We start from the raw sequence: 22,315 nt of genomic DNA, 5'->3' as shown, positions 1-22,315 counted from the left end.
AGCGCCACATCCTAGGGGATGCGTGGATCCGGCCCCTGAACAGCGGACGCTTGCGGTCAGCCGGCCGCCCGGGCAAGGTCGCGCACGACCCCGGGGATGCCACCCACGATGTCGAGGGCGACGATCGGGCCGCCGTCCGACACGCGCTCCCCCGCCCGCCCGTGCACCCAGGCGGCGGTCGCGCCCAGGGCGGCGAGCGCGGCGTGGCCGTCCTCGTCGATCTCCCGGGCGTGCGTCGCCACGAGGGCGCCGAGCACCCCGCCCAGCACGTCCCCCGCCCCCGCCGTCGCCAGCCAGGCCGGACCGGCGGTGACGGCGTAGCGCGGGCCGCCGGGCGCCGCGACGTACGTGGTGTGTCCCTTGAGCAGCACCGTCACGCCGAGGCTGTCCGCGGCGCGCATCGCCCAGTCCGCCGGATCCGCCGCGATGTCGTCGGCCGTCACCGCGTCGGAGTCGTCGTCGGCCCGCGACGCGAGGAGGGTCGCGAGCTCGCGGTAGTGCGGGGTCACGATCACCGGCGCCGCCGCCCGTCCCACGAGGTCGAGCGCTCCCGCGTCGATCACCAGGGGCGTGCCGTCGCGCAGAGCGGTGCGCAGCCGCTGCGCGTCGTCCTCGGGACGCGAGGACGCATCCATGCCGGACCCGATCAGCCAGCCCTGCACCCGCCCGGGCGCGGTGACGATCTCCGGCCGGCGCCGCATCACGAGATCCGCGGGCCGATCGGCCCCCAGGTACCGGATCATGCCGACGCCGGTGCGCGAGGCGCCCTCGACGCTCAGCACGGCCGCGCCCGGGTACCGCTCGGACCCGGTCACCACCCCGAGCACGCCGCGCGAGTACTTGTCGCTCGAATCCTGCGGCACGGCGATCCAGCGCGCCGCATCCTGCTCGCCCCACTCCTGCCAATCGGTCATCCGCCGCCTCCACTCGCTCGCCCTGACATCGGTGCCCCCATCGAACCCCCTCCGACCTCACGATAGGTTGAGAGCATGGCGATCAGCATCCCCGGAAAGGTGATCGTGTTCGACTACGGCGAGGTCATCTCCGTGACCCCGACCGAGGAGGACCGCGCGGCGCTGGTCGAGCTCGCCGGCGGCGACTCGCAGGTGTTCTGGCCGGCCTACTGGCGGCACCGCAACGCCCTCGACCAGGGCACCCTGAGCATCCAGTCGTACTGGCGCGGCATCGAGCGCGAGCTGGGCGAGAGCTGGGGCGATGCGACCATCCACCGCCTGTGGCTGGCGGACTTCCGCAGCTGGCTCAGCATCGACCACGACACGCTCGACGTGCTGCTCGACCTGCGCGCCGGCGGCACTCGCATGGCGCTGCTGTCGAACGCCGGGCGCGACTTCGGCTCCTACTTCCGCCACGGCACGCTCGGCGACCTCTTCGAGAAGGTGTTCGTCAGCGGCGAGCTGGGCACCATCAAGCCGAGCGCCGAGATCTTCGAGCACGTGATGTCCGAGCTCGGCGTGACCCCCGAGCAGACGGTGTTCATCGACAACAAGGAGGAGAACGTGCGCGGCGCCGAATCCCTCGGCATCGCGGGCCACGTCTTCACGACTCCGCAGAAGCTCCGGGCATATCTCGAAGCGCTCGCCGCCCAGACGTGACATCGGGCGATCATCGGCTTCGCTTCATCGTCGGGCGCACGAAGACCGCCACACCGCCGAAGCCGCGTACGCGGCCGCGATCGTCAGGCTGACGCACCCGGTGACCAGACCGGCCCCCTGCGCGGCGATGTTGGACACGCCTCCGACGGCGAACAGCACAGCCCAGACGAACCCTGCAGCTGGGGCGTCCGCCATCTTCCACCAGGGGCGGGGCGGGTCGACCGGCTCATCCTCGCCACGGAAGCACCTGGCCGCGACGATGACCGCCGTAAGGACCACCGCCGTCCCGCAGAGCGCGCCCAGCGCTGGCCAGAATGCTCCGAGGGGCACCGTGACGAGGATGACGAGCGCGAAGACTACGACGACGTAGGCCGCCTTGCTGACAGGTGAGACGACACGGACGCGCACCTCAGCTCACCACCGAATAGGTGTAGTACGAGCAGTAGTTGTAGCCGCAAGCATGGTAAACGGCGTCGATCTTCTTAGCCTGGTAGTGAGCACGCGTTATCGCTGTGGCGAGGTTTGCCGGCGCGCCGCACGACAGCGCTCCCAAGTACGGCAGAGGAATGTAATGACAGACGTTGTTGATGTTGTTCATCATTCTCCACATCTGCTCCACGTCGGACCGGGAATAGTGGATCGTGTACAACCGATAGCTGGGGTCCGCGACCACAGGGAACGCGGTCGATCCGTCGAAGTCGACGACTTGAGTCAGCGTGTCACCGGTGATCTCGTAGTGCGTCGGAACGTCGTTGCCCGATGCATCCCTCGCCCAGGGCGCAGCTATCGTCAACAGCGTCTCGGCAGAGTCATCGACGACGCGGGCAGAACCGTCCCGGTCCGCCAGCAGTCTCTGACCGCTACCAAGTGCCATTTGGTAGTCGTAGCGTTTCGGCGCATCCGCGTCGTGGATCACCGTGGTGATCTGAACACGTCCGTCGTTGTGAACCACAGGGACAGTTGTGGATCCATTGTTGTTGTCGTATGCCACAACACCGGCCGTTGGCGATGGCGTGGCATCATCGGCCTGTCCGGCGAACGGGAGCCCCACCTTGGCGCCCCCGATGGAGATCCCGTCGCGTGCGTCGACGGGGAGGACCACCTCGACGCCGTTCACCGTCGCGGCGGCGGCGGCCGTTAGGTCGCCCACGCTGGTAGCGGCGGCTTCTTCCACCACCTCGGGCGCGACCCGCTCTATCGCCGCCAGCGCATCCGCGGCGTTCATGATGTCGGAATCCACAGGAGCAAAGCCGGTGAGTACGGCCCCTCCTCCGCTCAGAGCAACCAATGTCAATGCAAACTTCACAACGCGAGACTTCCGCATCGGGGAGGCCCTTTCGCTCGGCATCGAGCGTGCGAACCGTTGCCGCTCACCCGGTCAGTCCGGAAGCGACTTCGTTCGCGATCGCAACAGGCCAGAGAACCTGTCACCCATACCGACGCCCGGGGATGCGGATCGTGACGGGCCACGTCTTCACGACTCCGCAGAACCTCCGGGCATATCTCGAAGCGCTCGGGTCTTAGATGAAGGTATGCCCTCCCTTTTCGACCCCCTGACCCTGCGCGGCGTCACCGTCCGCAACCGCATCTGGACCTCGCCGATGTGCCAGTACTCCGTGCTGGACGAGTCCGGCATCCCCAACACGTGGCACCTGGTGCACCTGGGCGCCTTCGCCACCGGCGGCAGCGGAATCGTCTTCACCGAGGCGACCGCCGTCAGCCCCGAGGGGCGGATCAGCCCGCGCGACACCGGGATCTGGACGGACGAGCAGCTCGACGCGTGGAGGCCGATCGTGGCGTTCATCGAGGAGCAGGGAGCCGTCCCGGGCATCCAGCTCGCGCACGCCGGCCGCAAGGCGTCGACCTGGCCGGCCTGGGGCTTCGAGGGTCACGTCGGCACCGTCCCCGAGAGCGAGGGCGGCTGGAAGGCGGTCGCGCCGTCCGCCATCCCCTTCGAGGGCTTCGACACCCCGCAGGAACTCGCCGCCGCCGGCATCGACGCTGTCGTCGACGACTTCCGCTCGGCCACGCGGCGGTCGCTCGAGGCGGGATTCCGCGTGCTTGAGATCCACGCCGCGCACGGTTACCTGCTGCACCAGTTCCTGTCGCCGATCAGCAACCACCGCACGGACGAGTACGGAGGCTCGCTCGAGAACCGCGCGCGGCTGCTGCTGCGCGTCGTCGCCGCCGTGCGCGAGGAGGCGGGCGACGCTCCGCTGTTCGTCCGGTTCTCGGCCAGCGACTGGACGGAGGGCGGCTGGGACGAGAACCAGACCGCGACGGTCGCCACGTGGGCGGAAGAGGCGGGCGCCGACTTCTTCGACATCTCGAGCGGCGGCATCCAGGCGGGCATCCGCATCCCCGTCGAGCCGGGCTACCAGGTCCCGTTCGCGCACCACGTGCGCAGCACGTCCGAGGTGGATGTGAGCGCGGTCGGGCTCATCACGACGCCTCAGCAGGCGGCCGAGATCGTGGAGAGCGGCCGGGCCGACGCCGTCATGCTGGCGCGCGAACTCCTGCGCGACCCGCACTTCCCTTTGCGGGCCGCGCATGAACTCGGCGTCGAGATCGGCTACTGGCCGCCGCAGTACGACCGCGCCCGCTGGCGGCGCTGACCCCCGGTCAGGCCTGCTCCGTGAGGCAGAGGTAGTTGCCCTCGCTGTCCTGGAACCAGGCCGACCGGCCCATATCGTCGGTGGCGATCCCGTTCTCGGTCTTCAGGCCCGGGAAGTCGTAGTCCGCGAAGACGACCCCGCGCTCGCGCAGGTGCGCCATCGTGGCCTCGATGTCGGGCACCAGCCAGCACATCGCGGTGTTCTGCGCGGTGCCGGCGTTCCCGGTCTCGTACACGAAGATCTTCGACTCCGAGCCGGTGCCGTACAGCACACCGCCCTCGGTCGTGCGCTCCGGTTCGAGCTCCAGCTTGTCGCGGTACCACTCGGTGGCCCGCCGCAGGTCGGAGGCAGGAAGGACGGAGTATGTGACGCATGACTCCAACATGATGATTCCTCCTTCATCCGGGCGGGATGTTACGCCGGCCGACGCGCGGAGGGGCTACCTGGAACGGGTGGTCTAGCGCGGCCCCGGCATCAGCCTGTGAATCCGCCTGAGAACTCCCGCAGGCGGCTCATCGCGGCTCGATATACTGACGAGCAAATGGACGACCCTCCCTCTAGTAGCCCATTCCCGACGGCGCGCCCGTGTCTGAGCGTGCGAGGTGAGCGCCGTGCTCTCTGAGTGGATCATGCTGGCCGTCGGCCTGCTGCTCACGGTCGGGACGGGCCTGTTCGTCGCCAGCGAGTTCGCGCTGGTCAACCTCGACCGCGGAGACCTCGAGGCCCGTCGCGAACGCGGCGAGTCCCGGCTCACCATGACGATCGCCGCCCTCAAGATCACCTCGACGCACCTGTCGAGCGCGCAGTTGGGCATCACGCTGACCACGCTGCTCACCGGTTACACGATGGAGCCCGCGATCAGCTCGCTGCTCCGCGGGCCCCTGACGGCGACCGGGCTGCCCGAGGGCGCCGTCATGCCGATCGCGACCGTCATCGCTATCGCGGTCGCCACGCTGCTCTCGATGATCCTCGGCGAGCTCGTCCCGAAGAACTTCGCCCTCGCGCTCCCGCTCGCGACGGCCAGGCTCGTCATCCCCTTCCAGACCGTGTTCACCGCAGTCTTCCGCCCCTTCGTCAAGCTGCTGAACGGCACGGCGAACGGCTTCCTGCGCCTGCTCGGGATCGAGCCGAAGGAGGAGCTCTCCGGCGCGCGCACCGCGGACGAGCTGTCGTCGCTGGTGCGCCGCTCCGCGAGCGCCGGCGTCCTGGAGGAGGACACGGCCACGCTGCTCAGCCGCACGCTCGCGTTCTCGAGCCGCGACGCCTCCGACGTGATGACTCCGCGCCCCCGCATCGAGGCCGTGCAGCGCACCGACCCCGCCCAGGCGGTCAGCGATCTCGCCCGCAGGACGGGCTACTCGCGCTTCCCCGTGATCGGGGACGACATCGACGATGTGCTCGGCGTCGTCCACGTGAAGCAGGCGATCGCGGTGCCCCGGCAGCGCCGCTCGCGCGTCCCGGTCTCCGCGCTCATGACGGATCCGCTGCGCGTGCCTGAGACCATGAATCTGGACACGCTGCTGGGCGAGCTGCGCGGCCGCGGGTACCAGCTGGCGATCGTCGTCGACGAGTACGGCGGCACCTCCGGCATCGCGACGCTCGAGGACCTGGTCGAGGAGATCGTCGGCGAGGTCGCGGACGAGCACGACCGCACGCGCGCCGGGGTGATCCGCGGACGGGACTCGATCACGTTCCCGGGCATCCTGCGCCCCGACGAGCTGGAGGAACGGGCCGGTGTGACCGTGCCGGAGGAGGGTCCGTACGAGACCGTCGCCGGCTTCGTCATGAACGAGCTCGGCCGGCTGCCGAAGGTGGGCGACGAGGTCGTCATCGGCGGCGGCACCCTGCGCGTCGAGCGGCTCGACGGCCGCCGCGTCGACCGCATCCGCTACACCCCCGACCCGGTCGCCGTGACCGCCGAAGGCGAGGAGGCCGCCCATGAGTGATTGGGCCGGGCTCGCCTGGCTGGTGGTGCTGCTCGCCGTCAACGCGTTCTTCGTCGGCGCCGAGTTCGCCGTGATCTCCGCGCGCCGTTCGCAGATCGAGCCGCTGGCCGAGCGCGGCAAGCGGAGCGCCAAGACGGCGCTGTTCGCCATGGAGCACGCGACGCTCATGCTCGCGACGACGCAGCTCGGCATCACCGTGTGCTCGCTGCTGATCCTGAACGTCTCGGAGCCGGCCATCCACCACCTCCTCGAGGTGCCGCTGCACGCGACGGGATGGTCGGAGGAGGTCATCGGCACCATCGCGTTCATCGTTGCCCTGGTGGTGGTGTCGTTCCTCCACGTCGTCTTCGGCGAGATGGTGCCCAAGAACATCTCGTTCTCGATGCCCGACAAGGCGGCCCTTCTGCTGGCTCCCCCGCTCGTGGGGATCGGCCGCGCCGTCCGTCCCATCATCGTGGCGCTCAACGCCAGTGCCAACGCCGTGCTGCGCCTGTTCCGGGTGGAGCCGAAGGACGAGGCGGCGAGCACCTTCACGCTCGACGAGGTGGCGACCATCGTCTCGCAGTCGACGCGCGAGGGCGTGCTCACCGACCGCACGGGCGCTCTGACGGCAGCGTTCGAGTTCACCGAGAAGAAGGTGCGGGATGTGGCGGTCGCGCTGGACGCGCTGGTCACCCTGCCCGCGGCGCCGACCCCGTCGGATGTGGAGAAGGCGGTCGCCAAGCACGGCTTCTCGCGCTACGTGGTGCCGGACGCCGACGGCGAGCCGACCGGCTACCTCCACCTGAAGGACGTGCTCGACCTCGAGGAGACCGGCTTCGAGCTCCCCGTCCCGGGCAAGCGCGTCCGCCGCCTCGCCACGGTGTTCTCGGGCAGCGACCTGGAGGACGCCCTGGCGACCATGCGCCGCTCCGGCAGCCACCTCGCGCGGGTGGTCGACGGTGAGGGCGCGACCGCCGGCGTGCTGTTCCTCGAGGACATCATCGAGGAGCTCGTCGGCGAGGTGCAGGACGCGACCCGGCGGAGCTGAGGGGCACGTGCTCGGCCTTCGTCCTTGACCGCGCGCGAAGAGTGAGTGTACAGTCACTCACATGGCCCGAACGCTCTCCACCGCAGACGACCGTCGCGAGGCGGTGCTCGACAGCGCCATCGCCGTCTTCGCCGCGAGCGGGTACCTGGGGACGCCGATCGCCTCGATCGCCGCGCACGCCGACATCTCGCCGGCGTACGTCTTCAAACTCTTCCCCGGCAAGGAGAGTCTGTTCGTGGCGGCCCTCGAGCGCTGTTTCGAGCGCATCGAGTGGGCGCTCGAGGCAGGCGCCCGCACGCAGAGCGACGGCACGCCGGCCGAGATCCTCGACGCGATGGGCCAGGCGTACGCCGACCTCATCGCCGATCGCTCGCTCCTGATGCTCCAGGTCCACGCGCAGTCCGCCTCCGACGTGCCTGCGATCCAGGCGGCGCTCCGCCACGGGCTCGCCCGGATCACCCGATTCGTCACCGAGCGCTCGGGGGCGGACGGGGAGGCGGTGCAGCACTTCATCGCCTGGGGACAGCTCTGCCACCTCATCGTCACCGCCGGGCTCGACGACATCCCCGACGCCTGGGCGCGAGCGCTCACCAAGGGGATCCGCCACTCCTGACCTCCCTTGAAATCCATCCGCACCATTCGGACGGCCCTCAGAGTGATTGACCAATCACTCACTACGAAAGGAACTCCACCTTGAACACCACCCGACCTGCCCCTCCCACCACTGCTCCCGCCCCCGGCGCGACCGCGCGCAGCCGGCACCGCTGGTGGGCTCTGGCCGTGCTCGCGCTCGCCCAGTTCCTGGTCGTGCTCGACGCCTCCATCGTCAACATCGCACTCCCCTCCGTCGGCGCGGCGCTCGGGCTCGACACCGCCGCACTCGCCTGGGTCGTCACGGCGTACGTGCTGCCGTTCGGCGGCCTGCTGCTGCTCGGCGGCCGACTCGCCGACCGGTTCGGCCACCGGCGCGTGTTCCTCGTGGGTGTCGCCGGCTTCGCCCTCGCCTCCCTGGCGGCCGGGCTCTCGATCGACGGCACGATGCTCCTCGCGGCGCGCGCGGTTCAGGGGGCGTTTGCCGCCCTGCTGGCGCCCGCGTCCCTCGCGCTGCTGACGCAGCTCTTCCCCGACGCCGCGGCCCGGGGCAAGGCCCTGGGGCTGTGGGGCGCAGTGGCGGGAATGGGCAGCGCGGCCGGCGTGCTGCTCGGCGGAGTGCTCACCGCGAGCTTCGGATGGCCTGCCGTCTTCTTCGTCAACGTGCCCGTCGGCATCCTGGTCGTCGTCGCCATCCCGCTCCTCATCACGCGCGACCGTGTCGCTTCGGCCGAACGGATGGATGCGGCGGGCGCTACGACGGCGACCATCGGGCTCGCCGCGGCCGTCGCGGCCCTCAGCGAAGGAGGCACCCTCGGCTGGACGCACCCGATCGTGCTCGGGCTCGCGGTCTCAGCGATCGCCCTGCTCACGGCCTTCGTGCTCATCGAGCGCCGCGTCTCGCATCCACTGCTGCCGTTCAGCTTCTTCCGCAATCGAGACGCGCTCGCGGGCGACCTAGTGATGCTGGTCGTCGGCGGTGCCACCGTCGCGCTGTTCTTCGCCCTCTCGGTCTACCTGCAGGAGGTGCTGCGCCTGGATGCACTCTCGGCCGGCCTCAGCCAGCTGCCCCTGGCACTCGCCCTCGTCGGCATCGCCGGCGCGGTGCCCGCGATCGTATCCCGGGCGGGTCTGCGGCCCACGCTCGCCGGCGCGCTCATCGTGCTCGCCGCCGGTGTCGTCTGGTTCGCCCTCGCCGGCGGCGCGGGCTTCATCCTGGGCTTCCTGCTTCCCAGCGTCGTCATCGGGCTCGGGCTGGGCGCCACCTTCGTCACCGCCACTCAGCTCGCCGTCCGCGGGGTGACCGAGGCGGAGTCCGGTCTCGCCAGCGGCCTCGTCAACACGGCGCAGCAGATCGGCGGGGCGCTCGGGCTGGCGATCCTCGGTGGCCTCGCTGCAGCGCAGACCTCGGCTCTGGCCGCCGCCGGCGCGGGCGCGGACTCCGCGACGGCGGGCGGATTCCTGCTCCTGTTCCTCGGCGTGGCCGTGCTCGCCGGCATCGGCGCTCTAGTCACCACGCTCGTACGGTCCCGCTGAAACACGACTGCGGCGGTTCGGAGCGGCTGCGGGTGCGCGCAGCACCGCAGACGTTCCCCACCGCCGCAGTCGCGTGCGTGCCCCGCGCTACCAGCTGACCGGGAGCGCCTTGCCCTCCTCGTAGCCCGCCGCCGACTGGATGCCGACCAGCGCGCGCTCGTGGAACTCCGGGAGCGAGCGGGCGCCGGCGTACGTGAACGAGCTGCGGACGCCGGTCGTGATCATGTCCAGCAGGTCCTCGACCGAGGGACGCAGCGGGTCGAGGTAGATCTTCGAGCTCGAGATGCCCTCGGCGAAGAGCTCCTTGCGGGCGAGCTCGTAGGCGTCGAGCCGCTCGAAGCGCCCCTTGACGGCCTTGGTGGACGCCATGCCCCAGCTCTCCTTGTAGAGCGCGCCCTTCGCATCCCGGTTCAGGGTGCCGGGCGCCTCGATCGTTCCGGCGAACCAGGAGCCGATCATGACGGAGGCGCCGCCCGCGGCGAGCGCGAGCGCGACATCCCTCGGGTACCGCACTCCCCCGTCCGCCCAGACGTGGGCGCCGAGCTCGCGGGCGGCCGCGCTCGTCTCGAGCACGGCCGAGAACTGCGGGCGGCCGACGGCGGTCATCATCCGGGTGGTGCACATGGCGCCCGGTCCGACGCCCACCTTGAGGATGTCGGCGCCGACGGCGACGAGGTCGCGGACGGCCTGCTCGGTGACGACGTTGCCGGCGACGATCGGCAGGCCCAGGTCGAGCGCCTTCACCGTCTTGATGGCGCGGATCATGCCGTCCTGGTCGCCGTGCGCCGTGTCGATCACCAGCACGTCGACACCGGCCGCAGCCAGCGCCTTGGCTTTGCTCGCCACGTCGCCGTTGATGCCGACAGCCGCGGCGACGCGCAGTCGGCCGTGCGCATCCAGGGCCGGTGTGTAGATCGTGGAGCGCAGGGCGCTGCGCTTCGAGAGGGTGCCGACCACCCGGCCGTGCTCGAGGACCGGAGCGAACTCCAGCCCGGCCGCATCCATCACCCGGAACGCCGAGCGCCCGTCGGTGACGTCCTCCGCGTCGAGCGAGGTCAGAGCGCCGTGCAGGAGGTCGCCGATCCGCGCGTCGGCAAGGGCCGAGCCGAGCTGGATGGCGGCGAGGCAGCCGAGGTAGGCGCCGGAGGCGTCGCTCACCACGATGCCGTGGCCCTCGACGGCGGGGACGCGGCGCAGCACGTCTGCGACGGTCTCCTCCGGGCGGGCGTCGTAGGGGGTGTCGAGTGCGACCGGCTGGGCCTTCACCCAGCGGATCGCATCGTCCAGATCCTGCAGGCGCATGTCCTGCGGCAGCACCCCGAGTCCGCCGCGCCGGGCGAGCGTCGCCGCCAGGCGCTTGCCGGTCACCGAGTTCATGTTGGCCGAGACGATCGGGATGGTCGCACCGGTGCCGTCGTTCGGCGCCAGGGACACGTCGAGACGGCTGGTGACGTTCGAGCGCGAGGGCACGAGGAACACGTCGGAATAGGTGAGGTCGTGGCGGGGCGACGTTCCATAGAACTGCATGGGAATAACGCTATCCCGCTCGGCTGCGCGCCCGCACCGGAGTACCGATGGGATTAGGCTTGATGTTCGGATGGAAGCGGGTGGTCGAACGCCGCCCGGACGAAGCGAGATCAACGGAGAGAGTGGGCGATCGGCTGTGTCGAGCCAATTGACCGGAGTCGGAACCGAAGACGGCGCCGCGGGCGAATTCGGAGCCAACGAGTGGCTGGTCGACGAACTGTACGAGCAGTTCGTCCACGACAGGAACTCGGTCGACAAGTCGTGGTGGCCGATCCTCGAGAACTACCACCCGGCGGTGAAGGACGACTCGATCCCGTCGCCGGATGAGACGCCCGCGCCGACCCCCTCGGAGCCGACGGTTCCGACGCCGGCCGAGCCGACCGTCCCGACCCCGGCCGAGCCGACGGTTCCGGCCCCCTCCGAACCGACCGCGCCGACCCCGCCCGCCGGCGGAGCGCCGGCCCCGCATCCGAACGAGCCGAAGCCCGTCACCACTCCCATCCCGGTGATCGGCCAGCAGCCCGTCGCACGCACGACTTCCGTCGCCCCGAAGCCGACCCCCGTCCCCGCCGACGCGCCGGTGACCGCCCCCAACGCGACCGTCCAGGCCGCCGAGGAGGACAAGGTCACCCCGCTCCGTGGCATGTCGAAGACGCTGGCGACCAACATGGATGCGTCGCTCACCGTCCCGACCGCGACCAGCGTGCGCACCATCCCGGCCAAGCTGCTGATCGACAACCGCATCGTCATCAACAACCACCTGAAGCGCGCCCGCGGCGGCAAGGTCTCCTTCACGCACCTCATCGGCTGGGCGCTCATCCAGGCGCTCAAGGAGTTCCCGAGCCAGAACGTCTACTACGACGAGGTCGACGGCAAGCCGTCCGTCGTCGCCCCCGCGCACATCAACCTCGGCATCGCGATCGACCTGCCGAAGCCCGACGGCACGCGCGCCCTCCTCGTGCCGAGCATCAAGCGCGCCGACACCATGCGCTTCGGCGAGTACCTCGCCGCCTATGAGGAGCTCGTCAGCAAGGCCCGCAACAACAAGCTCGCCGCGGGCGACTTCGCGGGGACCACGATCTCGCTCACCAACCCGGGCGGCATCGGCACGGTGCACTCCGTCCCGCGCCTCATGAAGGGCCAGGGCGCGATCATCGGCGCCGGCGCGCTCGAGTACCCGGCCGAGTTCCAGGGCTCCAGTGAGAAGACGCTCGCCGGACTCGCCATCGGCAAGACCATCACCCTCACGAGCACCTACGACCACCGGGTCATCCAGGGCGCCGGCTCCGGCGAGTTCCTGAAGATCGTGCACGAGATGCTGATCGGCAAGCGCAACTTCTACGAGGACATCTTCGCGGCGCTGCGCATCCCGTACATGCCGATCCACTGGAACCCGGACATCTCGGTCGACCTGGCCAGCGCCGTCGACAAGACCGCCCGCGTGCAAGAGCTGATCAACTCGTTCCGCGTGCGTGGCCACCTGATGGCCGACATCGACCCGCTGGAGTACAAGCAGCGGTCGCACCCCGACCTCGAGATCGAGAACCACGGGCTCACCTTCTGGGACCTCGACCGGGAGTTCGTCACCGGCCAGTTCGGCGGCGACCGGCGCAAGATGCTGCTCCGCGACATCCTCGGCGTGCTCCGCGACTCGTACTGCCGCACGGTGGGCATCGAGTACATGCACATCCAGGACCCGGCGCAGCGCAAGTGGTTCCAGGACAAGCTGGAGCGGCCGTACCAGAAGCCGACGCACGACGAGCAGCTGCGCATCCTCGGCAAGCTCAACGAGGCCGAGGCGTTCGAGACCTTCCTGCAGACGAAGTACGTCGGGCAGAAGCGGTTCAGCCTCGAGGGCGGCGAGTCGACCATCCCGCTGCTGGATGCGATCATCCAGGGCGCCGCAGAGGCGCAGCTGGACGAGGTCGCGATCGGCATGGCCCACCGCGGGCGCCTCAACGTGCTGACGAACATCGCCGGCAAGACGTACGGCCAGATCTTCCGCGAGTTCGAGGGGACGCAGGACCCCAAGACGGTCCAGGGCTCCGGCGACGTCAAGTACCACCTCGGCACCGAGGGCACCTTCAAGGGAGCCGGCGGCGAAGAGATCCCCGTGTACCTCGCGGCCAACCCGTCTCACCTCGAGGCCGTCGACGGCGTGCTCGAGGGCATCGTCCGCGCCAAGCAGGACCGCCGCCCCGCCGGCACCTTCCTGACGCTGCCGATCCTCATCCACGGCGACGCGGCCATGGCCGGCCAGGGCATCGTGGTCGAGCAGATGCAGATGTCGCAGCTGCGCGCCTACAAGACCGGCGGCACCATCCACGTCAACATCAACAACCAGGTCGGCTTCACCACGCCCCCCGGCGAGGGCCGGTCGTCGGTGTACTCGACGGACGTGGCCAAGACCATCCAGGCGCCGATCTTCCACGTGAACGGCGACGACCCGGAGGCCGTGGTCCGCGTCGCGGAGCTCGCCTTCGCGTACCGCCAGGAGTTCAAGCGCGACGTCGTCATCGACCTCGTCTGCTACCGCCGCCGCGGTCACAACGAGGGCGACGACCCGTCGATGACGCAGCCGCTGATGTACAGCCTCATCGAGGCGAAGCGCTCGGTCCGCCGTCTGTACACCGAGGCGCTCGTCGGCCGCGGCGACATCACGGAAGAGGAGTACGAGCAGGCGCATCGCGACTTCCAGGACCGCCTGGAGCGCGCGTTCATGGAGACGCACGCGGCGCAGACGACCCCGACGCCGGTCCTCACCCCGGGCGACGCCGGAGACCTCGAGCAGGCGCACCAGCAGGACGCCAACGACAACGTGGGCGAGCCGGACACGACGGCGGTGAGCGAGCAGGTCATCCACATGATCGGCGACGCGTTCAACAACCCGCCCGCCGGATTCACCGTGCACCCCAAGCTCCAGCAGCTGCTCAACAAGCGCAGCGAGATGAGCCGCAACGGTGGCGTCGACTGGGGCTTCGGCGAGCTGCTCGCCCTGGGCTCCCTGCTGGTCGAGGGCACGCCGGTGCGCCTCGCCGGCCAGGACGCCCGCCGCGGCACCTTCGTGCAGCGCCACGCGGTGCTCCACGACCGGGTCAACGGGCAGGAGTGGCTGCCGCTCGCGAACCTCAGCGACAACCAGGCGAAGTTCTGGATCTACGACTCGCTGCTGAGCGAGTACGCCGCGATGGGCTTCGAGTACGGCTACTCGGTCGAGCGGCCGGATGCGCTGGTGCTCTGGGAGGCGCAGTTCGGCGACTTCGCCAACGGCGCCCAGATCATCATCGACGAGTTCATCTCCTCCGCCGAGCAGAAGTGGGGCCAGCGGTCGTCGCTGGTGCTGCTCCTCCCCCACGGCTACGAGGGCCAGGGACCGGACCACTCCAGCGCCCGCATCGAGCGCTACCTGCAGCTGTGCGCCGAGAACAACATGACCGTCGCGCGTCCGTCCACCCCGGCGTCGTACTTCCACCTGCTGCGCCGTCAGGCCTACGCCCGGCCGCGCCGTCCGCTCGTCGTGTTCACGCCCAAGGCGATGCTCCGCCTCCGCGGCGCCTCGAGCAACGTCGAGGACTTCACGAGCGGGCGCTTCGAGCCGGTGATCGACGACCAGCGGATCACCGACAAGGGCTCGGTGAAGCGCGTCCTGTTGATGGCCGGGAAGCTCTACTACGACCTGCTCAACGAGTTGGAGAAGCACCCGAACCCCGAGATCGCGCTGGTGCGGGTGGAGCAGTACTACCCGCTGCCCGGCGACGAGCTCAAGGCCGTGGTCGACTCCTACCCCGACGCGGAACTCGTGTGGGTGCAGGACGAGCCGGAGAACCAGGGCGCCTGGCCGTTCATGATCCTGGAGACCTCCAAACTCGGACCGCGCCCGCTCGGCGTCGTGTCGCGTCCGCCGTCGGCGTCCCCGGCCGCGGGTTCGGCGAAGCGTCACGCGCAGGAGCAGTCGATCCTCATCCAGCGCGCGCTCACGCTGTAGGCCGCCCTTCCTGGGAATGTCAGCGCCGAGCGGTGAGTAGACGCTCGAATTCCCGCCGAGTGGTGAGCTGATGTCACCACTCGGCGGGAGAGCACGGGGTCACTCGCGTGCCAGCATCGCGGCGGCCTGACGCTCCAGATCGAGGTAGGGCTCGCCGCTCACGTCCACCGCCACGCGGTGCAGCGTGCCGCCGGTGAAGCGGTACGGCCGTTCCCCCGGGTAGTCGTCCGTGACCGGCTCCCCGCTGTCCATTCCGACGCACAGTCCCTCGCCCGCCAGGGCGAAGTAGCCCGGCTGGGTCGAAATACGCCCCTCGCCCACCTTCCTGTCGCCGTAGTACAGGCTGAGGATGCCGGTCGCGACGCCCGGCGCCTCCTCGCCGTCCTTGTCGAACGAGGCAGAGAGGATGACGTTCTCGCCTGTCGGGTAGTCCTCGGTCGCGTCGATCTTCTGGATCCGGTCCCCCACGAAGTTGTAGACATAGTGGAGGCGGCGGTCCTTCAGGTACAGGGTGTGGCCGCCGAACCGCGCTCCGTGGGCGAACAGCACGCCCTCCGCCGAGGTGTCGGGAAGGTCGGCCAGCGCGCCGATCGAGTACGAGCGGTTGCGGATGTTCACAGCCTGCGCCTCGGGCACCTCCGCACCGCCGAGGCGGTAGACGTATCTGTTGCGCGGGCTGGCCAGCTGAGGCCTCGGCGTCGAGATGATCTCGATCGCCGATCGGTCGTCGAGCGGGAACGCACCGTTCGCTCCCGCCTCTGCGAACCACATGTTGATGAGCTCGCGCAGCCGGTCCGGCTCCTGGGCGGCGAGGTCGTGCGACTCCGAGCGGTCGACGTCGGTGTGGTACAGCTCCCAGGTGTCGTCGTTGAAGTGACTCCAGCCGCTGAGCACCGGGTGCGTCGAGACCGCTTTCCAGCCGTCGTGCCAGATCGACCGGGAGCCGAGCATCGCGAAGAACTGGGTGTGCCGCTCTCCTTCCGCCTCAGCGGACTCGATGGCCGACCGCATGCTCACCCCGTCGAAGTGCGTCTGGGTGTGCCCGCCGATCTGCTCGGGCGCTTCGACCCCCAGCAGGTCGAGAATCGTCGGCACGATGTCCACGGCGTGGTGGTACTGCTCGCGCAGTTCGCCACTGTGCCCGAGCACTTTGGGCCAGGAGATGATGCAGGGATCGGCCGTCCCTCCGTTGAAGTCGTAGCGCTTCCACATCTTGAACGGTGTGTTGAACGCCATCGCCCAGCCGGTCGGGTAGTGGTTGTACGTCTTCGGGCCGCCGAGCTCGTCGAGCAGGGCGAGGTTCTCCTCGAGGCTGTCCGGGATGCCGTTGAAGAACTTGTTCTCGTTGACGGAGCCGTCAGGTCCGCCCTCGCCGCTCGCCCCGTTGTCCGACACGAGAACGATCAGCGTGCGGTCGAGCTCGCCCGCTTCCTCCAGGTAGTCCAGCAGCCGTCCGATGTGGTGGTCGGCGTGCGCGAGGAAGCCGGCGTAGACCTCCGCCATGCGCCGGTACAACCGCTTCTCGTCCTCACTGAGGGAGTCCCAGGGCTTCGTGTAGTCCAGCGCCGGGAACGGGAGGCCTCCCGGGCCGGTCCGGTCCTCGGGCGTGCCGATCGGGTTCAGCGGCGACAGCTCCGTGTTCTCGGGCACGAGCCCGAGCTTCTTCTGTCGCTCGAGGGTCTCCTCCCGGATCTTCTCGTATCCGGCGTCGAACCGGCCGGCGAACTTCTCGATCCATTCCTTGGGCGCGTGGTGCGGCGCGTGGGCGGCCCCGGGCGCGTAGTAGAGGAAGAACGGCTTGTCCGGCGCGACGGCCTTCGCATCCCCGATGAACTGGATCGCCTTGTCGGTGAGATCGGCGGTCAGGTGGTACCCATCCTCCGGGCTGGCCGGCTGGTCGACGGGGTGGTTGTCATAGACGAGATCCGGATACCACTGGTTCGTCTCCGCGCCGAGGAAGCCGTAGTACCGCTCGAACCCCCGACCGCTCGGCCAGTTGCGACGGGTGGCGGCGAGGTTCATCTCGTCCGACGGGCAGAGGTGCCACTTGCCGACGATGTAGGTGTTCCAGCCCTGCTCGTTGAGGATCTGCGACAGCATCCCGTTCTCCTGCGGGATGGTGCCGCTCGCGTTGGGGAAGCCGGTGGCCGCTTCGGTGATGCAGGCCATCGCGTTGCGGGTGTGGTTGCGCCCGGTGAGCAGCGCGGCCCGGGTCGGCGAGCAGAGGGCGGTGGTGTGCCACTGGGTGAAGCGGACGCCGGACTCTGCGATGCGGTCGATGTTCGGCGTCTCGATCGGACCGCCGTAGCTGCTCATCGCCGAGAAGCCGACGTCGTCCAGCACGATGAGGACGACGTTCGGCGCCCCGTCCGGAGCCTTCGGCGCTTCGAACGGCGCCCAGTCCGGGACCGAGTCCCTGATGTCGAGATCGATCCTGCCCTGGAACGGTACAGACATGACGGCTCCCCTTCGGTCGCTCTTCTCTGGTTGCGCGCGCACTCTAACCCCGGCCGTCAGCCGGCGGCTATACACCTCTGTCGCCCGACGCCGCGCGCGGCGTAGCGTGAGCCACATGACCGTCCTGACCAACCACCGGCTCGGCGAACCATGCTGGGTCGACTACGCCAGCACCGACGTTCCACGCGCCAGGGACTTCTACACCGGGCTCTTCGGCTGGACCGCCGAGGAGTCGAGGAGCGGCGAGTACCTGACCCTCCGTCGCGACGGTCGCGCCGTCGCGGGACTCGGACCGCGGATCGACGGGGTGCGCCCGGACTCGTGGCTCACCTACCTGCTGGTCGAGGATGCGGAGGCGACCCTGCGCGCCGCCACGGCGGTCGGCGCTCAGATCGCGGTCCCGGTCGAGGACGTCGGCGATCAGGGCCGGCTGGCGGTCCTCACCGATCCGGGCGGCGCCGTGTTCGGCATCTGGGACCCGGCCGGCCACCGCGGCTTCGACCTTGTGGATGAGGTGGGCGCACCCTCCTGGCATGAGCTGTACGCGCGCAACTACCCGGTGCAGACCGAGTTCTACGCGATGGTGTTCCGCTGGAGCCTGCGCGTGCTGGGCGACACCGCCGACTTCCGCTACGTGACGTTCGGCGCCCCCGACGCGCCCGCCGGCGGCGTGTTCGATGCCGACGGGATGCTGCCCGAGGGCGTCGTCTCGCACTGGGTTATCTACTTCGGCGTCGCCGACGCGGCCGCCGCATCCCAGCGCGTCATCGAGCTGGGCGGGACGGTCGTCCGGGACCCATGGGACAGCGAGTTCGGCCGGTTCGCGCAGGTCACCGACCCGCTCGGCGGGCTGTTCTTCCTGCACGAGGTCGGGTCGGGCAGCGCCGCCTAGGGCGGACCGCGCCGTCGAGCGGTGACTCGTGGCTCGAATTCCGGTCGAGTGGCGACATCATGTCACCACTCGGCGGGAAGTGGGGTCCAGCGCCGGGGCGGGGACGCGGGGCGGGGGCGCGGGCGGCGCGGCGGGCGCCGAACCGGTCAGTGCGCGGTGGCCTGGAACGAGCGGATGCGCAGCAGCACCTCGGTGCGCAGCGTCTCGGGCGCGGTCTCCTTGCACGCCCGCTGCACCACCTCGGTGAGCACGACGTTCAGGTGCGCCTCGTCGGAGCACCCGGTGCAGTTGGCCAGGTGCTCGCGCACGTCGGCAGCATCCTCGCTGCACAGCTCGTTGCGCAGGTACTCCTCGAGTTCGGCCTTGGCCTTCTCACAACCGCAGTCGGTCATTTCTTGGCTCCCTTGGTCTGCACGGTGCGACCCTCCTGAACGGCGGAGAGTCCGCGCTCGTGCGCGTAGTCGGTCAGAAGCTCCCGCAGCATGCGGCGGCCGCGGTGGAGGCGGCTCATCACGGTGCCGATCGGGGTCTTCATGATGTCGGCGATCTCCTGGTAGGAGAACCCCTCGACATCGGCGAGGTACACGGCCAGCCGGAAGTCCTCCGGGATGGCCTGCAGCGCGTCCTTGACGGCGCTGTCCGGCAGGTGGTCGATCGCCTCTGCTTCGGCGGAGCGGCTGGTGGACGCGGTGGTCGACTCCGCGCCGCCGAGCTGCCAGTCCTCGAGCTCGTCGATCGTCCCCTGATAGGGCTCGCGCTGCTTCTTGCGGTACGTGTTGATGAACGTGTTGGTGAGGATGCGGTACAGCCAGGCCTTCAGGTTGGTGCCCTGCTGGAACTGGTTGAAGGCCGCATACGCCTTCACGAACGTCTCCTGTACGAGGTCCTGCGCGTCGGACGGGTTCCTGGTCATGCGCAGGGCAGCCGCGTACAGCTGGTCCATGAAGGGCAGGGCCTGCTCTTCGAAGAGGTGGCCCGTTTCCTCGGTCTCGGTGCTCATCACCGGCCAGTCTAGTTGCGACGCCTGCAGCGTGCCCCCGCGGGATGCGCCGGGCACCGGCACGCGTGTGGCGACGCGGGGGGCGTCGAGCACGGCGGTTGCGGCCACGGACTGATCCTTCCTGGTACCGGGAACACGGATAATCTTGACAACAATGCTGATCTCGAAATATTCCGCTCCGGACTTCGACCCGTACGGCGACAACCGCGCCGACGAGCCGAACGTGCACTGGCCCGCGCCCGTGGCCGCCGGCCCGGTCGCGGCGACCGTCTCGCTGCCCGGCTCCAAGTCGCTCACGGCGCGGGAGCTGGTGCTCGCGGCCCTGGCCGACGGGCCCTCGCTGCTCCGCGCGCCGCTGCACTCCCGCGACAGCGCGAACATGGTTGAGGCGCTCCGTGCGCTCGGGGTCGGCATCGACGAGAAGCCGGGCGCCGGAGAGTACGGCGCCGACCTGCTGGTGACGCCGGCCGACGAGCTGCTCGGCAGCACCACGATCGAGTGCGGGCAGGCCGGCACGGTCATGCGTTTCGTCCCTCCGATCGCCGGTCTCGCCCTCGGCCCGACCATGTTCGACGCCGACGACTCGGCGCGCGGCCGGCCGATGGGCGCCATCATCGCCGCGCTGCGCGCCCTCGGGGTGGATGTGAACGACGACGGTCGCGGATCCCTCCCCTTCACCGTCCACGGCACCGGCCGCGTCGCGGGAGGTGCGGTGGAGGTCGATGCGTCCAGCTCCAGCCAGTTCGTCAGCGCCCTGCTGCTCTCGGCGAGCCGCTTCGACTCCGGCCTCGATCTGACGCACTCCGGCGAACGCCTGCCCAGCCTCCCGCACATCGAGATGACGATCGCGGCCCTGGCGGAACGCGGCGTGAGCGTGGAGTCGCCGGAGACCGGGCGGTGGATCGTCGCCCCCGGCCCCATCCACGCACGGGACGTCGACATCGAACCCGACCTCTCCAACGCCGCGCCCTTCCTCGCGGCCGCCGTCGTGACCGGGGGGACGGTCACCATCACCGGCTGGCCCGCGTCGACCACGCAGGTGGGCGCCGACCTGGCCGACCTGCTCCCGCTCTTCGGAGCGAGCGTGACCCGCGACGGCGACCGGCTCACCGTGACCGGCCCGGAGCGGCCGAACGGCGCGACCCTCGACCTCACGACCGGCGGCGAGCTCGCTCCCGCGCTGGTGGCCATCGCAGCCCTCGCCGACGGGCCGAGCGAGATCACCGGTATCGGGCACATCCGCCACCACGAGACCGACCGCCTCGCCGCGCTGGCGGCCGAGATCAACGGCCTCGGCGGCGCCGTCACCGAGCTCGAGGACGGCCTGCGCATCGAGCCGCGCCCCTGCACGGCGGCGTCTGGCGCAGCTACGAGGACCACCGGATGGCCACCGCCGGCGCGATCGTCGGCCTGGTGGTCGAGGGCGTCGAGATCGAGAACGTCGGGACCACGGCGAAGACGCTGCCGCAGTTCACGGAGCTGTGGCACCGGATGCTGGGGGCCGGCGCCTAGTGTCGTGGTGGACGGATGACGACGACGACGAGGACGACGACCTCGACCTGTACGACGAGTCGACCGTCCGCAGCCGTCCGAACCCGAAGGGCAACCGTCCGCGGACCAAGACCCGGCCCGAGCACGCCGACGCCGAGATCGCGCGGGTGCTGGGTGTCGACCGCGGCCGCTACACCGTGCTCCTGGACGAGGACACCGGCGACGAGCGCCAGGTGACCGCCGCCCGCGCCAGCGAGCTGCGGCGCAACCCGATCGTCACAGGCGACCGTGTCGCGGTGGTCGGCGACACCACGGGCGAGGAGGGGACGCTGGCCCGGATCGTCCGGATCGAGCCGCGCACGACGCTGCTGCGCCGGAGCGCCGACGACACCGACGAGGTCGAGCGGGTGGTCGTGGCGAACGCGGACCAGATGCTCATCGTGGTCGCCGCCGCGAACCCCGAACCGCGCACGCGGCTGGTCGACCGCTACCTGGTCGCCGCCTATGACGCGGGGATCGAGCCGATGCTCTGCGTCACCAAGACCGACCTGGCCGACCCGGGGCCGTTCCTCCAGAACTTCGCCGGGCTCGACCTGCCGTTGTTCACCAGCCGGGAGGACGCCATCCCGATCCAGGAGATCGCCGAGGCGCTCGTCGACCACGACACGGTGGTGGTCGGTCATTCGGGAGTCGGCAAGTCGACCCTGGTCAACGCGCTCGTCCCCGGGGCCCGGCGGGCGACAGGCCACGTGAACGTGGTGACCGGCCGCGGGCGGCACACGTCCTCGTCCACCGTCTCGCTGCGGGTGGAGGACGGCTCGGGGCGTCACGGCTGGGTCATCGACACGCCGGGCGTGCGCTCGTTCGGCCTGGGGCATGTGAACACCGACAGCATCCTGAAGGCGTTCACCGATCTCGCGGCGATCGCGGAGGACTGCCCCCGCGGCTGCACGCACCTGCCCGACGCTCCCGACTGCGCCATCATCGAGGCCGTCGAGGAGGGCCGGCTCGGCGAGACCGGGCGGGCGCGCCTGGACTCGCTGCAGCGGCTCCTCGCCACGTTCGCGCGCTGAGCGGGCGCTGGAGCCTGCGCGCTGAACCCCGCGCCGCCTTCCCTGCCAGAATGGACGCATGACGGATGTGCGACTCGAAGCGGGCGAGCAGGCCCCCGCGTTCAGCCTGACCGACCAGGACGGCAAGACGGTCTCCCTCGGCGACTTCGCCGGCGACAACGTGATCGTGTACTTCTACCCGGCCGCGATGACGCCGGGCTGCACGACGGAGGCGTGCGATTTCCGCGACAATCTGAACTCGCTGAAGTCGGCCGGCTACCAGGTGATCGGGATCTCGAAGGACGCTCCTGCGCGCAACAAGCAGTTCCAGGAGCAGGACGGGCTCAACTTCCCGCTGCTCTCGGATGAGGACCTGCAGGTGCACAAGGAGTACGGCGCGTACGGCGAGAAGAAGCTGTACGGCAAGACGGTCGAGGGCGTCATCCGCTCCACGTTCGTGGTCAACCCGGACGGCTCGCTGCGCCTGCCGCTGTACAACGTCAAGGCCACCGGGCACGTCGCGTCGCTGCGCAAGAAGCTCGGCATCGACGCCTGACGGCCTGCCGGCGGCGCCTGGCCG

Annotated in this window: 18 protein-coding genes and 1 pseudogene; 11 read left to right on the top strand and 8 right to left on the bottom strand. The window is 69.9% G+C overall.

Going from position 1 to position 22,315, the window contains the following annotated elements; genetic code table 11:
* Positions 1–56 precede the first annotated feature (56 nt).
* Positions 57–914, bottom strand: a complete 858-nt coding sequence (locus tag ACQ86M_RS02065; protein WP_431246874.1) for an ADP-dependent NAD(P)H-hydrate dehydratase — start codon at positions 912–914, stop codon at positions 57–59.
* Between the two features lie 75 nt (positions 915–989).
* Here ACQ86M_RS02065 and ACQ86M_RS02060 point away from each other — a divergent pair, with 75 nt between their 5' ends.
* Positions 990–1,613: an HAD family hydrolase gene (locus ACQ86M_RS02060; RefSeq protein ID WP_431246873.1), complete on the top strand. Its 624-nt coding sequence runs from the start codon at positions 990–992 to the stop codon at positions 1,611–1,613.
* Between the two features lie 24 nt (positions 1,614–1,637).
* Here ACQ86M_RS02060 and ACQ86M_RS02055 read toward each other — a convergent pair whose 3' ends face one another.
* Together ACQ86M_RS02055 and ACQ86M_RS02050 are read right to left on the bottom strand one after the other, a co-directional pair.
* A complete protein-coding gene (locus ACQ86M_RS02055) occupies positions 1,638–2,021 on the bottom strand; it encodes a hypothetical protein (RefSeq protein WP_431246872.1) in 384 nt (127 codons plus the stop codon).
* A 1-nt stretch (position 2,022) separates the two neighbouring features.
* A complete protein-coding gene (locus ACQ86M_RS02050; RefSeq protein ID WP_431246871.1) occupies positions 2,023–2,919 on the bottom strand; it encodes a hypothetical protein in 897 nt (298 codons plus the stop codon).
* Between the two features lie 226 nt (positions 2,920–3,145).
* On the opposite strand from ACQ86M_RS02050, the gene ACQ86M_RS02045 reads away from it, so the two are divergent.
* On the top strand, positions 3,146–4,228 hold the full coding sequence (locus tag ACQ86M_RS02045) for an NADH:flavin oxidoreductase/NADH oxidase (RefSeq protein WP_431246870.1): 1,083 nt from the start codon (positions 3,146–3,148) through the stop codon (positions 4,226–4,228).
* Between the two features lie 7 nt (positions 4,229–4,235).
* On the opposite strand, the gene ACQ86M_RS02040 is transcribed toward ACQ86M_RS02045, so the two are convergent.
* Positions 4,236–4,613 carry a VOC family protein gene (locus tag ACQ86M_RS02040; RefSeq protein WP_431220504.1) on the bottom strand — a complete coding sequence of 126 codons (378 nt, stop codon included), beginning with the start codon at positions 4,611–4,613 and terminating at the stop codon, positions 4,236–4,238.
* 244 nt (positions 4,614–4,857) lie between these two features.
* Between ACQ86M_RS02040 and ACQ86M_RS02035 the strand changes: the two genes are divergently transcribed.
* The 4 genes from ACQ86M_RS02035 to ACQ86M_RS02020 all read left to right on the top strand — a co-directional run bounded on the left by ACQ86M_RS02035 (position 4,858) and on the right by ACQ86M_RS02020 (position 9,331).
* A complete protein-coding gene (locus ACQ86M_RS02035; protein WP_431247839.1) occupies positions 4,858–6,174 on the top strand; it encodes a hemolysin family protein in 1,317 nt (438 codons plus the stop codon).
* A complete protein-coding gene (locus tag ACQ86M_RS02030; protein ID WP_431246869.1) occupies positions 6,167–7,204 on the top strand; it encodes a hemolysin family protein in 1,038 nt (345 codons plus the stop codon). The genes ACQ86M_RS02035 and ACQ86M_RS02030 overlap by 8 nt, the downstream gene beginning before the upstream one ends.
* A 61-nt stretch (positions 7,205–7,265) precedes the next feature.
* The gene (locus tag ACQ86M_RS02025; RefSeq protein WP_431246868.1) at positions 7,266–7,817 is read left to right on the top strand and encodes a TetR/AcrR family transcriptional regulator; all 552 of its coding nucleotides are present in this window, start codon (positions 7,266–7,268) and stop codon (positions 7,815–7,817) included.
* Positions 7,818–7,897: 80 nt separating this feature from the next.
* Entirely contained in the window at positions 7,898–9,331 is a 1,434-nt protein-coding gene (locus ACQ86M_RS02020; RefSeq protein WP_431246867.1) for a DHA2 family efflux MFS transporter permease subunit, read from the top strand.
* Positions 9,332–9,418: 87 nt separating this feature from the next.
* Here the strand turns inward: ACQ86M_RS02020 and ACQ86M_RS02015 are convergent, their stop codons facing one another.
* Positions 9,419–10,858, bottom strand: a complete 1,440-nt coding sequence (locus tag ACQ86M_RS02015; RefSeq protein WP_431220500.1) for a GuaB1 family IMP dehydrogenase-related protein — start codon at positions 10,856–10,858, stop codon at positions 9,419–9,421.
* A gap of 136 nt (positions 10,859–10,994) precedes the next feature.
* On the opposite strand from ACQ86M_RS02015, the gene ACQ86M_RS02010 reads away from it, so the two are divergent.
* Positions 10,995–14,843, top strand: coding sequence for a multifunctional oxoglutarate decarboxylase/oxoglutarate dehydrogenase thiamine pyrophosphate-binding subunit/dihydrolipoyllysine-residue succinyltransferase subunit (locus tag ACQ86M_RS02010; protein WP_431246866.1), 3,849 nt, complete (start codon positions 10,995–10,997; stop codon positions 14,841–14,843).
* A 99-nt stretch (positions 14,844–14,942) separates the two neighbouring features.
* On the opposite strand, the gene ACQ86M_RS02005 is transcribed toward ACQ86M_RS02010, so the two are convergent.
* Positions 14,943–17,300: an arylsulfatase gene (locus ACQ86M_RS02005; protein ID WP_431246865.1), complete on the bottom strand. Its 2,358-nt coding sequence runs from the start codon at positions 17,298–17,300 to the stop codon at positions 14,943–14,945.
* 115 nt (positions 17,301–17,415) lie between these two features.
* Here ACQ86M_RS02005 and ACQ86M_RS02000 point away from each other — a divergent pair, with 115 nt between their 5' ends.
* A complete protein-coding gene (locus ACQ86M_RS02000; protein WP_431246864.1) occupies positions 17,416–18,192 on the top strand; it encodes a VOC family protein in 777 nt (258 codons plus the stop codon).
* A gap of 146 nt (positions 18,193–18,338) precedes the next feature.
* Here the strand turns inward: ACQ86M_RS02000 and ACQ86M_RS01995 are convergent, their stop codons facing one another.
* Positions 18,339–18,584 (bottom strand): zf-HC2 domain-containing protein, encoded by a 246-nt coding sequence (locus ACQ86M_RS01995; protein ID WP_431220497.1) that lies wholly within the window; start codon positions 18,582–18,584, stop codon positions 18,339–18,341.
* Positions 18,581–19,300: a sigma-70 family RNA polymerase sigma factor gene (locus tag ACQ86M_RS01990; RefSeq protein WP_431246863.1), complete on the bottom strand. Its 720-nt coding sequence runs from the start codon at positions 19,298–19,300 to the stop codon at positions 18,581–18,583. The genes ACQ86M_RS01995 and ACQ86M_RS01990 overlap by 4 nt, the downstream gene beginning before the upstream one ends.
* Before the next feature lie 46 nt (positions 19,301–19,346).
* On the opposite strand from ACQ86M_RS01990, the pseudogene aroA reads away from it, so the two are divergent.
* The 3 genes and pseudogenes from aroA to bcp form a co-directional block, all read left to right on the top strand.
* Positions 19,347–20,611, top strand: a pseudogene (gene aroA, locus ACQ86M_RS01985) (3-phosphoshikimate 1-carboxyvinyltransferase); the annotation flags it as partial.
* A 92-nt stretch (positions 20,612–20,703) separates the two neighbouring features.
* On the top strand, positions 20,704–21,756 hold the full coding sequence (rsgA, locus tag ACQ86M_RS01980; protein ID WP_431246862.1) for a ribosome small subunit-dependent GTPase A: 1,053 nt from the start codon (positions 20,704–20,706) through the stop codon (positions 21,754–21,756).
* A gap of 58 nt (positions 21,757–21,814) precedes the next feature.
* A complete protein-coding gene (bcp, locus tag ACQ86M_RS01975) occupies positions 21,815–22,291 on the top strand; it encodes a thioredoxin-dependent thiol peroxidase (RefSeq protein ID WP_431220494.1) in 477 nt (158 codons plus the stop codon).
* The last annotated feature ends 24 nt before the right edge of the window (positions 22,292–22,315 follow it).

The organism is Leifsonia xyli subsp. cynodontis, from assembly GCF_050632205.1.
GTDB lineage: Bacteria > Actinomycetota > Actinomycetes > Actinomycetales > Microbacteriaceae > Leifsonia > Leifsonia xyli_D.
The sequence above is the reverse complement of the archived record's forward strand: the minus strand, read 5'-3'. Positions and strand labels throughout refer to the sequence as shown.